Annotated in this window: 14 protein-coding genes; 5 read left to right on the forward strand and 9 right to left on the reverse strand. The window is 68.2% G+C overall.

The genetic code is table 11. The features are described 5' to 3' along the window. Positions 1-83: 83 nt before the first annotated feature. The 4 genes from CCS01_RS23700 to CCS01_RS33935 form a co-directional block, all read right to left on the reverse strand. The gene (locus tag CCS01_RS23700; protein ID WP_104521233.1) at positions 84-482 is read right to left on the reverse strand and encodes a hypothetical protein; all 399 of its coding nucleotides are present in this window, start codon (positions 480-482) and stop codon (positions 84-86) included. Positions 483-578: 96 nt separating this feature from the next. Then, the gene (locus tag CCS01_RS23705; RefSeq protein ID WP_104521234.1) at positions 579-1,472 is read right to left on the reverse strand and encodes a lipid A biosynthesis lauroyl acyltransferase; all 894 of its coding nucleotides are present in this window, start codon (positions 1,470-1,472) and stop codon (positions 579-581) included. A 4-nt stretch (positions 1,473-1,476) separates the two neighbouring features. Then, the gene (locus CCS01_RS23710) at positions 1,477-2,508 is read right to left on the reverse strand and encodes a zinc-binding dehydrogenase (protein ID WP_239992368.1); all 1,032 of its coding nucleotides are present in this window, start codon (positions 2,506-2,508) and stop codon (positions 1,477-1,479) included. A gap of 400 nt (positions 2,509-2,908) precedes the next feature. Beyond that, positions 2,909-3,667: a 2-keto-4-pentenoate hydratase gene (locus CCS01_RS33935; protein ID WP_104521235.1), complete on the reverse strand. Its 759-nt coding sequence runs from the start codon at positions 3,665-3,667 to the stop codon at positions 2,909-2,911. A 78-nt stretch (positions 3,668-3,745) separates the two neighbouring features. On the opposite strand from CCS01_RS33935, the gene CCS01_RS33940 reads away from it, so the two are divergent. Beyond that, a complete protein-coding gene (locus tag CCS01_RS33940) occupies positions 3,746-4,177 on the forward strand; it encodes a type II 3-dehydroquinate dehydratase (protein ID WP_158258569.1) in 432 nt (143 codons plus the stop codon). 519 nt (positions 4,178-4,696) lie between these two features. Here CCS01_RS33940 and CCS01_RS23725 read toward each other — a convergent pair. Further along, positions 4,697-5,326 (reverse strand): pyridoxamine 5'-phosphate oxidase family protein, encoded by a 630-nt coding sequence (locus CCS01_RS23725; protein WP_104521236.1) that lies wholly within the window; start codon positions 5,324-5,326, stop codon positions 4,697-4,699. Positions 5,327-5,400: 74 nt separating this feature from the next. Between CCS01_RS23725 and CCS01_RS23730 the strand changes: the two genes are divergently transcribed. Next, on the forward strand, positions 5,401-5,796 hold the full coding sequence (locus CCS01_RS23730; RefSeq protein ID WP_104521237.1) for a nuclear transport factor 2 family protein: 396 nt from the start codon (positions 5,401-5,403) through the stop codon (positions 5,794-5,796). Between the two features lie 211 nt (positions 5,797-6,007). On the opposite strand, the gene CCS01_RS23735 is transcribed toward CCS01_RS23730, so the two are convergent. Continuing rightward, complete coding sequence (locus tag CCS01_RS23735) at positions 6,008-6,709, reverse strand: pirin family protein (protein ID WP_104521238.1); 702 nt, start codon at positions 6,707-6,709, stop codon at positions 6,008-6,010. A 43-nt stretch (positions 6,710-6,752) separates the two neighbouring features. Between CCS01_RS23735 and CCS01_RS33135 the strand changes: the two genes are divergently transcribed. The 3 genes from CCS01_RS33135 to CCS01_RS23745 all read left to right on the forward strand — a co-directional run bounded on the left by CCS01_RS33135 (position 6,753) and on the right by CCS01_RS23745 (position 8,564). Beyond that, positions 6,753-6,947: a hypothetical protein gene (locus CCS01_RS33135; RefSeq protein WP_146101929.1), complete on the forward strand. Its 195-nt coding sequence runs from the start codon at positions 6,753-6,755 to the stop codon at positions 6,945-6,947. Beyond that, positions 6,944-7,921 (forward strand): DUF697 domain-containing protein, encoded by a 978-nt coding sequence (locus CCS01_RS23740; RefSeq protein WP_104521239.1) that lies wholly within the window; start codon positions 6,944-6,946, stop codon positions 7,919-7,921. The genes CCS01_RS33135 and CCS01_RS23740 overlap by 4 nt, the downstream gene beginning before the upstream one ends. A 205-nt stretch (positions 7,922-8,126) precedes the next feature. Then, positions 8,127-8,564, forward strand: coding sequence for a type II toxin-antitoxin system VapC family toxin (locus CCS01_RS23745; RefSeq protein ID WP_104521240.1), 438 nt, complete (start codon positions 8,127-8,129; stop codon positions 8,562-8,564). 42 nt (positions 8,565-8,606) lie between these two features. Here CCS01_RS23745 and CCS01_RS23750 read toward each other — a convergent pair whose 3' ends face one another. From CCS01_RS23750 to CCS01_RS23760, 3 genes are all read right to left on the reverse strand, one after another. Next, positions 8,607-9,239, reverse strand: coding sequence for a hypothetical protein (locus tag CCS01_RS23750; RefSeq protein WP_456307619.1), 633 nt, complete (start codon positions 9,237-9,239; stop codon positions 8,607-8,609). Then, on the reverse strand, positions 9,227-10,618 hold the full coding sequence (locus CCS01_RS23755) for a selenium-binding family protein (protein ID WP_104521241.1): 1,392 nt from the start codon (positions 10,616-10,618) through the stop codon (positions 9,227-9,229). Before CCS01_RS23755 ends, CCS01_RS23750 begins: the two co-directional genes overlap by 13 nt. Positions 10,619-11,383: 765 nt before the next feature. Continuing rightward, positions 11,384-12,028, reverse strand: coding sequence for an HD domain-containing protein (locus tag CCS01_RS23760; RefSeq protein ID WP_104521242.1), 645 nt, complete (start codon positions 12,026-12,028; stop codon positions 11,384-11,386). Between the last annotated feature and the right edge of the window lie 1,241 nt (positions 12,029-13,269).

The following is a 13,269-nucleotide window of genomic DNA, read 5'->3' on the forward strand; positions in this document are numbered from 1 at the left end:
CTACAGGATAGGGCGGCGCCAGTCTGCTTATCCCGATACGCATCGGGCTTGCCCCGCCGTTGAAGCGCGGATGGTCGGGACCGCTACATCCCCTGCGCCGTCACCGTCGCCATCGCCGTCTCGATCCAGTGCATGCAGGTCGTCCGGTCGTGCGCGCGCAGCGCCTGGAGTGCCTGGTCGATCTGGGAGATAGCCGGATTGCTGCTGGGCGTGTCGGTCTGGCCCAGCGGTACCGAGCGGTCGAGCAAGCGGGTCTGCGCCTGTTCCAGCGCCTGCTGCGCCTCACCGGCCCGGCCGGCAGCCAGGGCACCCTGCGCGGCGCGCAGATAAGCCGAGGGCGGGCTGTTCTCCGGCAACGACGGGCCCGGCAGCGCCGAACGCACATAGCGCTGGTCATTGGGGCTCTGATCGGCGGGCGCGGCTTGCTGCGCCACGGCCGGGACGGCGAGGAGCAGCGGGGCAAGCAGGATCAGACTACGCATGGCTTCGGTTTCCTGAGGCGAGGTTCCGTTGATGGGTGGTTACAATATCGGGATAGCGAAATCGCCGCACCATTTTGTAGCGGAATGTTGAAAACGTCACCGCCAGCGCCGGTGGAACCACAGGTACTGCCCCGGATTCTCCCGCACCCAGCCTTCGATCTCCGACGTGATCATCTGCGTGGTCGCCGCGACGTCCACCCGCCGCTCCGCGTCGCGCGGCAGCGTGTAGGGGCCGGTGGCCTCGATGCGGAACCTGTGGCCGGGCAGGCGGATCACCCGCACCCCCACCACCGGGCAGTCGAACCGCCGCGCCAGCCGCGCGATCGAGGGATTGGCCTTGCAGCGGCGGCCGAAGAAGGTGACGTCGACGCCGCGGGAGAAATGCTGGTCCACCAGCATGCCCAGGTGCTCGCCGGCGTCCAGCGCCGCCGCCATCTCCAGCGCCGCCTGGGCGCGGGTGCGGATCAGGCGGCCCATCAGCGGCGCGCGGATGCGGGTGATCTCCTTCGCCACCGCCTTGTTGTTCGGCATCCGGTACACCACCGCGGAGGGCAGCCCGTGCGCCGGCGCCGACAGGGCCGGCAGTTCCCAGTTGCCCAGGTGCGCGGCGAAGCACAGCGCCGGCTTGCCGTCGGTGCGCAGTTCCTCGAACAGCGGCACGCTGTCGGTGCGGATGCGGCCGGTGTTGGGGTGGTCGACGTCGAAGTCCCAGATTCGCCCCATGTGCACGTATTCGCCGGCGACGCGGCCCAGGTTCTCCCACGCCTCGCGCAGCGTACGCTGGATCCAGGCCTCGTCCCGGTCGGGGAACGCCGCCCGCAGGTTGGCCTCGCCGATGCGGTGTGCCGGCAGAAACGGGCCCAGCCGCCGCGCGATGGCGCCGCAGATGTCCGAGGCACGGTCGGGGTTGGTCCGTCCCAGCAGCCGGAACAGCCATTTCACCAGGCGGCCGAGAATGCGGTCGCCGTACAGCGCCAGTTGCCGTCGCACGGGATCAGAGTTCGATCAGCAGCTTGCCGAACACGTCGCGGCTTTCCAGCCGGGCGATGCCGGCCTGGAAATCCGGCAGCGCATAGACGGTGTCGATCACCGGCCGCACGCCGGACGCGATCCGCTCCAGCGACCGCCCGATCGCCGGCCGCGGCGAGCCGAACGAGCCGATGATGCGGTACTGCTGCTGGAACAACTGCATCAGGTTGATGCTGGCGGACGGCCCCGAGGTCGCGCCGCAGGTCACCAGCCGCCCGCCGCGCTTCATCGACAGCAGCGAGCCGGCCCAGGTGTCGGCGCCGGTATGCTCGAACACGACGTCGACGCCCTTCTTCGCGGTCAGCTTGCGCACCACCCCCTCGAACCGGTCCTCCCGGTAGTTGATCACGTGATCGGCGCCCAGCGCCCTGGCTTTCTCCGCCTTTTCCGCCGAGCCGACGGTGGTGATGACGGTGCAGCCGATGGACTTGGCGATGCGGATGGCGATGCTGCCGATGCCGGAGCCGCCGGCGTGGACCAGCACCCACTCGCCCGGCTCCAGCCCGGCATTGTCGAACAGCATGTGCTCGACCGTGGAATAGGCGACGGCGACGCAGGCGGCATCCTGCAGGCTGACGCCGTCGGGGATCTTCACCACCAGGCGGCCGGGGTGATTGGTGATGTCCTGGGCGAAGCCACCGATATGGAAGCCGCGCACGCCGGCGACGTTCTCGCACAGGTTGTCGCGGCCGCGGCGGCACGGCTTGCAGGTGCCGCAGGTCAGCGCAGCGTAGGGGACGACACGGTCGCCGAGGCCGACATGGCTGACGTTGGCGCCGACGGCGAGCACTTCGCACGCCGCCTCGGCGCCGACGGTCAGCGGATACAGGCGCTTGGCGAACGCCATGCCGCGGTAGCCCCAGACATCGATGTGGTTCAGGCCGACGACGCGGACGCGCAGCTGCACCTCGTCCGGGCCGGGTGGGGGCGGCGCCTCGATCTGCGTCACCGCGACCTGCCGATCGGCGAGAAGTTGAAGGGCGCGGATCATGGCCATGGGGCGGAGAGTCCTGGGTGGTTCATGACCTGCCCGATACCCAGGCTTGGGCCGCTGGGCAATCCCCATCACGGAATGGCGGGTGAGCGGTCGATGTTGGCCGTGTGTTCCGATCCCCAACCTGACGATCGGCCGATCGGCGGGAGACTGGCTGCGTCCTGGCAACAGAGCACCAAGGAGGAGACTGCTAACCAGTTCTTCAGAAAGATGACCCAGAATGGAAAAGCCGACCGGGATGGGCCCAGCCGGCTTCAACCAAAGGGAGAAATGCGATGCACCACCACCCCACCCTCTTGCGAAGACTAATAGTGAAGCTTGGCATTAAAGTCAAGATCATGATTATTCGTAAGTAGGAGGTTTGGCTGGCCCGGTTTCCCGGGTCAGCCACTTCCTGCGGTGATCAGTGCGTCATTGCCGTCCTGACCGATCCGACACCCGAGAACACCGTCTCAATCTCATCCCCCGGCGTGATCGGGAACTGGCGCGTAAACGACCCTGTCATGACAATATCGCCGGCCTTGAGCCGCCGTCCATACGTGCCCAGCTTGCCCGCCAGCCAGACGACCGAGTTCAACGGATCGCCGAGCACGGCATCGCCGCGGCCAGTGCCGACAAGCTGGCCGTTGATCGACACCCGCGTCTCGATCGCCGCCCGATCTTCCGGCAGCGGCACCGGCTCGCCCAGGACGACGGTCTTCTGCTGCGCATTGTCCGCCATCGCCAGGGCGATCTGCTCGCTGAACGGGCCGCGGGTTTCGGTGATCTCCAGCGACGGATGCACCGCCGCCACCGCCCGCCGCGCTTCCTCCAGGCTGACGCCGCCGGCCACATCGGCGCCGAGGCGCATGCAGAGCTCGTTCTCGAACCCGGGCGCGATCAAATCCGCCGGCGCAAACACGTGGCCCGAGGGCTTGCTGTCCAGCACGCAGCCGAACACCGGCTCATGGAAGCCGAACTGAAGCTGGATGGCGGGCGCAGTCAGGCCGACCTTCCAGCCGATTTGCCGCTCGCCGGCGGCGCAGCGGCGGTCGATCAGGCCGAGCTGGATGCGATAGGCCTGGTCCAGCGTCAGCTTGTCGAACCAAGCCGGCGGAAAGTAGTTGCCGCGCTGCCGTTCCTGCCAGAATGTCTCGATCAGCTCGTCGATGGGCGTGGTCATTGGTTTCCTCCCCTGCTTGCCAGCACCCGGCCGGACGCCTATCGTTCCGGCGGTGGCAGCGTCGGAGGAAGCGTCGCGATGAAAATCCTTGTTGTCCAGGGCGCCGGCATGAACATGCGCGGCAAGACGCAGACCGAGATCTTCGGTACCATGACGATGGAGCAGTACGACCAGCACATCCGTCAATACGCCAAAGAACTGGATATCGAGGTCGAGATCTTCCACTCCAACATCGAAGGCGAGGTGATCAACCGGCTGTACCAGGCCAACGACCAGGGCTTCGACGGCGCGCTGGTCAATCCGGCCGGCTTCTCGCGCGGCTATCCGGCGCTGACGGCGGCGATCAGCCAGGTGGCGTATCCGGTGATCGAGGTGCATATCTCCAACCCGGTGCGGCGCGGCCCGGTCTCCGACACCGCCGCGGTCAGCCTGGGCATCGTCGCCGGGTTCGGCGTGCTGGGCTATGCCCTGGCGCTGCGCGGCCTGCGCGACCGGGCGAAGGGCGGATAGGGCGCATTCAGAGGCCGCCGATGATTTGAACGCCGGCGGCCGGGACAGGCCGGGCCTGCGCGTCCGCTGGTTGAGGGTCACCGGCGGCGGCCGTGCGGGTGGATCGTCCTGACATGTAACCACAGAGGAAAGCCGAGCGCTGCGGAGGGCCACAGAGCGTCAGGGGGACGTCGCGCAGTCTGGTGCGGACGTTGCCGTGGCGGCAGGTAGCTTCACCGGTCCACCCCTACGACGAGACCTGGCGTCGCATGGTGCGGCGCTGCCGGTTGTCATGCGCTTCGCGCGTAGCGCCAGGACGTCTTCCCTGCGGCCCTCCAAGGCCCTCAGTTATTTCTCTGCGCGAACAGAAATACGCCATCAACCACGCTGTCCCAACCGAGGACGCACCACCCCCGACCACGGCCAAGCCGGACCAGAAAGGCCCCGACTCAACCCTTCACCCACGCCCCACGATGCCAGTTTGCCCCCAGACAGCAACCACTCCCGACCTCAAAAGCCCCAATTCGATCAAACAGACCCTCAATAGATCGTCTGGCTCACCCGTTCCGGATAGGCCCGGTCGTACTCCTCCCCGCCGATTTTGCCGGCCGTGATGTCGGCGAGGATCTTGCCGGTGCTGGGCAGGGCCTTGCGGTCGACGTGCTTCTCCGGGTTCCACAGCTCCGAGCGCACCAGCGCCTTGGGGCACTGGAAGAACACCGTCTCGACCCGCACCACGATGACTGTGCGGGGCAGGGTGCCTCGGAACGCGAAGCGGCCGATCAGCGCCGGCGCCACCGAGATCGCGGCGCGGCCGTTGACCCGCAGCGTCTCGCCGACGCCCGGGATCAGGAACAGCAGCGCCACCCGGTCGTCGTGGATGATGTTGCGCAGGCTGTCGATGCGGTTGTTGCCGCGGCGGTCGGGGATCAGCAGCGTCTTCTCGTCCAGCACGTGCACGAACCCGGGCGGGTCGCCGCGCGGCGAGGCGTCCAGCCCGCCCGGTCCCGCGGTCGCCAGCACCATGAACGGCGCGGCCTCGATCATGGCGCGGTAGTGCGGGTGGATGTGGTCGATCTCCTTCCAGATCGCGCCCGGCGGCGACTCGCCATACAGCGCCCGCAGGGCGGTTTCGTCACGGATGAGATGATCGCCGCCGGCCGCGTCCATGCCTGCCTCCTGTGCTGCTGCCGCGGAAAGCGTATAACAGCGGTGGAAACAGAGGAAGCGCAAGGGAGGAGACAATGTCCGACAAGGATGAGATCCGCGAACTGCTGGCCCGCTACTGCTTCGCGCTGGATGCGGAACGGTTCGACGAGATGGCGGCGCTGTTCACCGCCGACGGCGTGTGGGAGACCGCGTTCGGCACCGGCACCGGGCGCGAGGGGATCATCGCGCAGGCCCGCAGCATCGCCATGGGCGAGCGGCCGCGCCGGGTACACCTGACGACCAACATCGTCATCGACATCACCGGCGACACGGCGACGGCGCAGTCGAACTGGGTGCTGTTCCAGAACAGCGGCTCGGGGCCGGTGATCAGCTCCGGCGGCGCCTATTTCGATCGCCTGGTGAAGGAAGGCGGACGGTGGCTCTTCCGGCACCGGCGGATCGACCGGTTCGTGCGGGAGGGCGGGGAGTAGGGGGCGTTGTTGCTGTCCGCGTCCGTTGCCCTCTCGTCATGGCCGGGCGTGTCCCCATGCGTATCAGGATAGGGCGTCCGGCGGAGCAAGGGCTTCTCCCTATCGTCATGGCCAGGCGTGTCCCGGCCATCTGCGCTTCGACGGCGCGGGGTGGATGGCCGGGACACGCCCGGCCATGACGATGGAGATACGACCTGCCGCACGCCAAGGATCAGGCCGCGACCTCGACCACCACGAGTTCGGTCGCCTCGGTGGCGGTGACGCTGACGGCGCGCTCGCCACTGATCGCCACGCCGTCGCGCGCCCGAGCCGCCACGCCGTTCACCGTCACCGCGCCGTTCACCGGCACCAGGTAGGCGGCGCGGTCCGGGGCGAGGGACAGGTCCACCGTCTCGCCCTCGGCCAGGCTGCCCGCCAGCACCGCGGCGTCGGCGTGCAGCGGCAGCGCGCCGGAGCCGGCATCGGCCGCCCGGCCGCTGGCAAGAACCGACAGGCCGTGGCCGTCGCGCGGGAAGGCGCGGGTCGCCCAGCCCGGCTCGACGCCGCGGCGATCGGGCAGGATCCAGATCTGGAACAGCCGCGTCGGCACTTTCTCCAGGTTAAACTCGGCGTGGGTGATGCCGGTGCCGGCGTGCATCACCTGCACGTCGCCGGCCTGCGTGACGCCCTGGTTGCCCAGGTTGTCGCGATGGGTGATGGCGCCCTCGCGGATGTAGGTGACGATCTCCATGTCGCGGTGCGGATGCGGATCGAAGCCGGTGCCGGGGGCGACCTCGTCGTCGTTCCACACGCGCAGGCGGCCAACGCCCATGCGGGCGGGATCGTGGTAGCTGCCGAAGCTGAAGTGGTGGTGCGCGTTCAGCCAGTCGTTGCGGAACGCGCCGAGGCTGCCGAAGGGGCGAAGCTCGATCATCAATCGGGACTCCCGTTGCCTGACGTCCGACGTGGGATGCCGTTTGGCTTTTCGCAAGTCTCGGGGCGCCGCGCTCCGGCGGGTGGCCGCCGCGGAAATCGCGGACTGGTCCCGCAATCCATGCTATTTCGAATCGGCGCATTTCCATCCGCCCCGGATTTGTGCCAATGATGACAATGGCATCCCGCATCTGGCCCTTGACCAGCTGCCCGATGCGGTGATCGGAGACCTGCCATGAGCCGCGACCTGCCTCGGTTCCTCGACATCCCGGGCGACGATGCCACCGCCAGGAGCTCGACCGGAAAACCGAGAAACGCCTCGCCGGACGCGGGCCGCAAAGCCCGCAGCGACCGCCCGGCGCCGTTCGAGCCGTTGCCCGATGCGCCCGACGCCATCGACACCGGCTGGAACCCCGATCGCGTCCAGGCACCGCGGCACGGGCGCGGCACGTCCGTCCTCGTCCTGGCCGGCATCGCGATACTGTTCGCCGGCTGGCTGCTGGTCTCGCTCATCGGCTCCATCGCCGAGGCCTACCATGCCTCGCCGGCGTTCGGCGGCCTGGCGTTCTGCATCTATGCCATCGGCCTGCTGCTGATCGCGCTCGCCGCCGCCAGCGAGTGGCAGGCGTGGCGGTCGCTGCGGCGCGTCGACGACCTGCGCGCCGGCCTGGCGCAGCCGTCCGGCAGCCTGCCGGCCGTCAAGCGGACCATTATCGCCTGGCTGAGGACCGTTCCGGACGACCTCCATCCGGCCGAGGCCACCATCACCGCCATCCGCGCAGCCGATTCGCATGAGCGTATCGGCACGCTGATACGCGGCAGCCTGGCCGATCCCCTGCGCCAGGAAACCGCCCGCATCGCCCGCCGATCGGCGGTGACCGGGGGGATGCTGGTGGCGCTGTCGCCGCATGCCGCGTGGGACGGCATGATCATCGCGGTCTGGAGCCTGCGGATCATCCGCCGCATCGCCGAGCTGTACGGCCTGCGGCCCGGCCCCGTGGTGACGCTGCTGTTGTTCCGCCGCATCGCCCGCACGGCGGTGGAAATCGCCGCGGTCGACCTTGTGGCGCAGAACGTGGCGGCGAAGCTGCTGGAGCATACGCCGCTGCTGCGCCACGTCGCCGCCTCCATCCCCGGCATGGGCGCTGCGGAACTGCGGCTGTACCGGTTTGCCGTCCTGGCGGGGCGGGCCTGCAGCCCGTTCGAGGAATAAGGCAGGACAAGTTCCCATTGGCGTTAAAACAGGGCTGGCTGTTGCCTCCTCGTCATGGCCCGGCTTGTCCGGGCCACCTGTCGCGGCACAGTGCTGGAACAGGTGGCCCGGACAAGCCGGGCCATGACGGAATGGCAAGCATCGTGCCGCCGCCACGCTATTTTAACGCCAATGAGGACAAGTCCCTACCGACGCCATCCTGCTGTTGGATACGACAGTCTATGTCGACGGCGCCAGGCGGGCCGGCCTGCCAGCCGGGATCGCGATGCTGCTGGCAAATCACGTGGTCTGCCACTCGCCCCTCTGCATCGGCGAACTGGCATTCGGATGTGGCCGGCTCGACCCGGTCCATCCGGAGACGGCGCGCAACCGGGCGGCGATCGCTGCCATATTGCAGCGGCTGTCCGGCGAGCAGACGACCGACCTGAGTCCGGCAGGCTGGGCGAAAGCCGGCGTGCTCGCCGGATCGCTGGCGCGGACGCAGGGATTCGCGCAGGATCGGCGGCGCGCCTTGTTCATTGACGCCGCGCTGTTCGTGACGGCGCAGGAGGCCGGGTTGACGCTGGTCAGCGGCAACGTCTCGGATATGGACCTGCTGCTTCAGGCAGGCGGATCGGCCAGCGTGCTGTTGTATGGAATTTGACTGATCGTGTCTGCGGCACGTAGGCCTCGCCGATCGGCTGGACTAGGCCGTGACAACCAGCCCCACGCCAGTCGCCGCCAGCACGCCGGTCCAGACGACATCGAGGTTGACCCAGCCCCGCCGCAGGACGCCCACGCCCAACCAGTCATAAACCAACAGCGCAACCGCGCCCGTCGTCGCCAGCATTGCCGCCGTGTGCATCGCCACCGCCGCCAGCGTCAGCGCCACCGGCCCGCCCGCCACTCCCGGCATGACGCACAGCGGCAGCAGCGCCGGCAGCAGCATCAGCCCGGCGCCATGCGCAGTCGCCATCAGGAACGACCAGACGGCCAGGCCCGCCGCCCCCACGGTCATGCCGATGCGCACGCGGTGCCGGTGCCCGTAGAGCCAGTGATAGCCCGCCCAGCCCACCAGCAACCCGCCGGCGGCCACCCGCGCGATCACCGGATCGACCCGCAGCCCCAGGGCCACCGCCGCGGCCGCCACGACGCCGATGGCCAGCGCGTGGCCCAATGCCAGCGGCGGCAGCGCCAGCAGCACCGCGCGGCGGCTGCGGCGGTGCAGCCCCAGCGCCACGGCGAACAGCCAGCCCATCGCCGGGTTCAGCCCATGGAACATCCCAAGCCCGGCGAAGACGAGCCACGGCCAGGCGGTTTCCGGCCTCACGGATAGCAATAGGAATCCGAGGAGCAGTCGCCGCCCTGCAGCCGCACCTGGTGCGGCCGGTGCGTCTTCGGCCAGTCAACGAAGAACGTCGGATCGAACGCGATCCCGCCGTCCGGCCCGGCATCCAGCTTGACCATCCAGCCGTCCAGCCCCTCGTGGTAGAACTGCTCGTCGATCGCGCCATACAGCGAGTTGGTGAAGTAGATCCGTCGCCCGTCGCGGCTGATCTCCACCATCTGCGGTCCGCCGTTCAGCGGCGAGCCGGCTTTCGGATGCGTCGCGCGCGCGGCGATGCCGCCGATGCGGACGGTGCCGGCCAGCTTCGGCGAGAACGGGTCGGACACGTCATATTGCCGCAGGTCGCCGGTGCCCCAGCAGGAGACGTACAGGAAACGGTCATCCATCGACAGGTCGATATCCGTCACCAGCGGCGGCACCGCCTTGAAGCTCTTCAGCATCGGCGGCAGCTTTTCAGGATCCGCCGGTTCGGCGGGGATTTCGATGATCTTGCGGGCCGTCCACGCCTTTCCGTCGCGGTACCAGGTCCAGATCGAGGCCGACAGGTCCTTCAGGCTGATCACCGAGTTGACGAAGCCGTATGCCCGGGTCGGGTCGTGCGCGGGCCGCAGCTCGAACACCAGCTGGTTCTCGGTGCCGAAGTCGATCTCCTGCACATGCTTGCGCGCATGCAGGTCCCAGAAATGCAGCTTGTGCCCGTACTGGCCGCCGAGCAGCACCTCGGGCACCAGGCCGTTCTCGAACGTCGCCGGCAGGCCCCATTCGCTGGTCACCATGGTGTCGTAGCCCAGGTGCCACCAGGCGTCATAGGCCAGGCGCTGCGGGCCGCGGTCGATTTCCCAGCGGCCGCGGATGTCGAAGCTCTCGTGGTCCATCAGGAACATGCCGCCCGGCGCCTCGCCCTCGGCGTTGGCCAGGGCGGTGACGTAGATGCCTTCGGGGCCGCAATGGATGGTGTGGGGGCGGGTGTAGCCGGCGCGTTCCGCAACCTCGGCGGGCTCCAGCACCCGGTGGATCGTCGGCTGCCGCGGATCGGGCCGGGTGTCGAGGATATGGATGCGCGAGGAGCGCAGGCCGGGCACGATCAGGTAGCGGCGCTCCACGTGCGGGTGCGGCGCGTTGGGGCAGAGGCAGGAGCTGCAGGCGTTCCAGCCGAAATGATGCAACTCGTCGCCCACGTTCGGCATCGCGACGTTGCCGACGATCTGCGCATAGGTCCGGGACGCCGGATCGACGTCAACCACGCTGAGCACGTCCGGCACCGCGCGCGCCGGATCGAAGCTGGCGACATAGGCCAGCGTTTCCGCCGGCGCCTTCATCGCCAGACGCGGCGACGGATAGAAGGTCGGGTCCGGCCTCCATGTCGGCATTGTGGTTTCCTCCCCTCGGCATGAACCAGGTTTATGTGGGATGACGAATTTTCAATGTTTCCCATTTAAGCGCGGGAGGCCGCGGCACCATCCGATACGGCTCCCGCGGATTTCCGATACCCATCAACAGTCTGTCACTTTGCGGGAGAAGCCCGCGCGTGGCCGTTGGCCTCCGCGCCAGGACCGCGACGCGGCCTGCCGTTGCCGGTTGCACATAGTTGACAAATCGCCGTACCCCACCGCAATAGCCACGGCACCAGGTCGCTCGCACGCCACCGGATCTGGCGGCGGATCGGCGCGGGATGGTGCCTCCGCGGCGCGGACAGCGTGGGTGAAGGCGTATTCTTGTTCGCACAGAGACGAACTGAGGGCTGCGGAGGGCCTCTGAGGATCAGGGGGAGATCGGGCGGGCCGGTGCGGTTGTTGCTGTCGTGTTAGCCCGATTCATCGATCTGGTCGCGCAGCGATGCCCGGGCGGCGCGCGACGTACGTGGCGACCGGCACCGTCAGGCCATGCGGCGCCAGACATCGCAACCTGCCCGGATCAGGCAATCGGCCCGCCACGGAGGCACCACCCCACACCGCATCGGACCGCCCGCACTCAAACAGCCTCGACTGCCCGCCTCGCGCCTCCGGCGCCCGCGAAGCGCCTTGCTGCGCGGCGGATGTTGGCGTCGGGAGGATGCGCTGGAATAACGTCCGCCACGCGACGGGCCGGACGCCCGCTCTTCGTCCCTCGTCCGGCAGGGCGCGTGAGGGCTGCTCTCACCCGCCATCCGCCGGACGCCGCCCGGTTCCGTGCCGGGCCCGGTTCGCTTTCTGACCGCGGGCAAGGTCGGGCTTCAGGGCGAGGTGCTTCACCTCCTCATAGCGGGCCATGAACAGCTCATAGGCCCTTGCCGGGCCGATCGGCACGATCGTCTCGGGCACCGGCGGCAACAGGTGGCCCCAGTCCATCCATGCCGGCGGCAGCAGGTCGCGCAATTCGGTCGCCATGCAGATGGTGTCGGCAACCTTGACCTCTGGCCCGTCGAGCCGGAACCCGAACCAGGCCGACATGGCGGCCAGCACCGGCTTCAGCGCCGCCTTGATGCGGTCGCGGCCAATCAGCACCTTGACGCAGGAGGCGATGTCGCCCGAGATCATTTCATCAGCGTCGTGCATCAGCCCGTCGAACGCCAACGCCGGCGGAACCAGTTTCGAGACCATGACGCTGTGCTCGGCGACGGAAAAGAATTCCTTCGTGGCGCCGGCCCAGCGCGGCTGCTGCGACAGGGACCGAGCGACGTCCGAAATCGGCATGCCGGTCGCGTCCGGATTGAGCAGGTCCAGCACGAACCCCGACGAAAGCAGCATCGCCGTACGCCCGGATGGCTTGATCAGGAGGTCAGGCTGGTAGGCAATGGTCATGCAATCCCCGTGATCCGGGCGACAGGCCCGGCAGCGGCTCGGTTATAGCCGCATCGGCCGGGCGTGATCAATTTCGGGAATGAACGCCGCTCTTTTGTCGCCGGCTAGGGCATGCAGGCAGTGTCTGACAGTAATGGCTCAGTGCATTGTCGGGAGCCATGCACCATTACTACAGCAGACCGCAGGTTAGTTGGGACGCAGACGGCCTGTCTTCATCGTCATGGCCCGGCTTGTCCGGGCCACCTGTCGCGGCACACGTGCTGGAATAGGTGGCCCGGACAAGCCGGGCCATGACGAGTGAGGTGCGCCGTCGCCGTGTCTCAACCAACCTGCGGTCTGCTGTAGGCTCCACTGTCCGCTTGATTGCCGCCGGTGCGGCAGGCACGCCGCATTGGCGATAAATCAGGGCTGGCTGTTGCCTTCTCGTCATGGCCCGGCTCGTCCCTGCGGGATGCACAGATTTCGGAAACGGTCCGCTGCAGCCATGCCTCATACTGTCAAGGCCTGTGGCGGTTTCACCGACGGCAATCAAGCGAACACGGAGTTACACGGGGTTGGCACGGAGTTTCACGGAGTCGTCCGGGACGCCCCCAACATGGTCGCCCCTGTGGTGGCCTTCGATGATTTCAGGCGCTTCGCGCGAAGCGCAATATCCACTTCCTCCGTGCAACTCCGTGCAAACACCGTGGAACTCCGTGTCCGCTTGTTCGCGGTGGCAAACCCACCCCCGCCCCATCCCAATGGGCAGGATGCCCCACACCGGATGTGCGAGCCACGCCACGGCGCCGCGGCTCTGCGTACCCTCGGCCGGTCACTTGCCAGCCAAACGCGCCACCGGGACAGAGTGGCAACGTTCCCGGGCACCGGGCGAGCGCTACCGCATGCACACATCCCGAGAACAACCCAGGCCGCCTTGGCCGGATACCACGGGAATGCCTTCGTGCCGATCCCGCGCCGATACGGATCGGCATGAGGCGACCGAGGGCATGACAGGCCGCCACCACCCCGGACAGTGACGCGTGCCCCGGTATCTTGGCGTCTTGGCGTCTTGGCGTTTTATCGGTGGAACCAACCGCACGGGCCACCGGCGCAGCGCACCCATCAGCGCCGGGCGCGGTGGCACCGTTCCTGTTCAACGCCAAGACGCCAAGATACCGGGGTCCCTGTCGCCGTCCGGCCGCCTGCCACGCGCCTGATCGCGGCAGGCCGCGGCGTGCCGGCCATGACGATGGGCGCCAGGG

Origin of the sequence: Rhodopila globiformis, assembly GCF_002937115.1 — a bacterium.
Classification (GTDB): domain Bacteria; phylum Pseudomonadota; class Alphaproteobacteria; order Acetobacterales; family Acetobacteraceae; genus Rhodopila; species Rhodopila globiformis.

Excerpts from the sequence above, each read along its gene's own strand:
- CCS01_RS23700 (WP_104521233.1), bottom strand. The coding sequence starts at position 482 with ATGCGTAGTCTGATCCTGCTTGCCCCGCTGCTCCTCGCCGTCCCGGCC.
- CCS01_RS23725 (WP_104521236.1), bottom strand. The coding sequence starts at position 5,326 with ATGGACGCGGCCGGCGGCGATCATCTCATCCGTGACGAAACCGCCCTG.
- CCS01_RS33935 (WP_104521235.1), bottom strand. The coding sequence starts at position 3,667 with ATGACCACGCCCATCGACGAGCTGATCGAGACATTCTGGCAGGAACGG.
- CCS01_RS23760 (WP_104521242.1), bottom strand. The coding sequence starts at position 12,028 with ATGACCATTGCCTACCAGCCTGACCTCCTGATCAAGCCATCCGGGCGT.
- CCS01_RS23740 (WP_104521239.1), top strand. The coding sequence starts at position 6,944 with ATGAGCCGCGACCTGCCTCGGTTCCTCGACATCCCGGGCGACGATGCC.
- CCS01_RS23730 (WP_104521237.1), top strand. The coding sequence starts at position 5,401 with ATGTCCGACAAGGATGAGATCCGCGAACTGCTGGCCCGCTACTGCTTC.
- CCS01_RS23755 (WP_104521241.1), bottom strand. The coding sequence starts at position 10,618 with ATGCCGACATGGAGGCCGGACCCGACCTTCTATCCGTCGCCGCGTCTG.
- CCS01_RS33940 (WP_158258569.1), top strand. The coding sequence starts at position 3,746 with ATGAAAATCCTTGTTGTCCAGGGCGCCGGCATGAACATGCGCGGCAAG.
- CCS01_RS23735 (WP_104521238.1), bottom strand. The coding sequence starts at position 6,709 with ATGATCGAGCTTCGCCCCTTCGGCAGCCTCGGCGCGTTCCGCAACGAC.
- CCS01_RS23710 (WP_239992368.1), bottom strand. The coding sequence starts at position 2,508 with ATGGCCATGATCCGCGCCCTTCAACTTCTCGCCGATCGGCAGGTCGCG.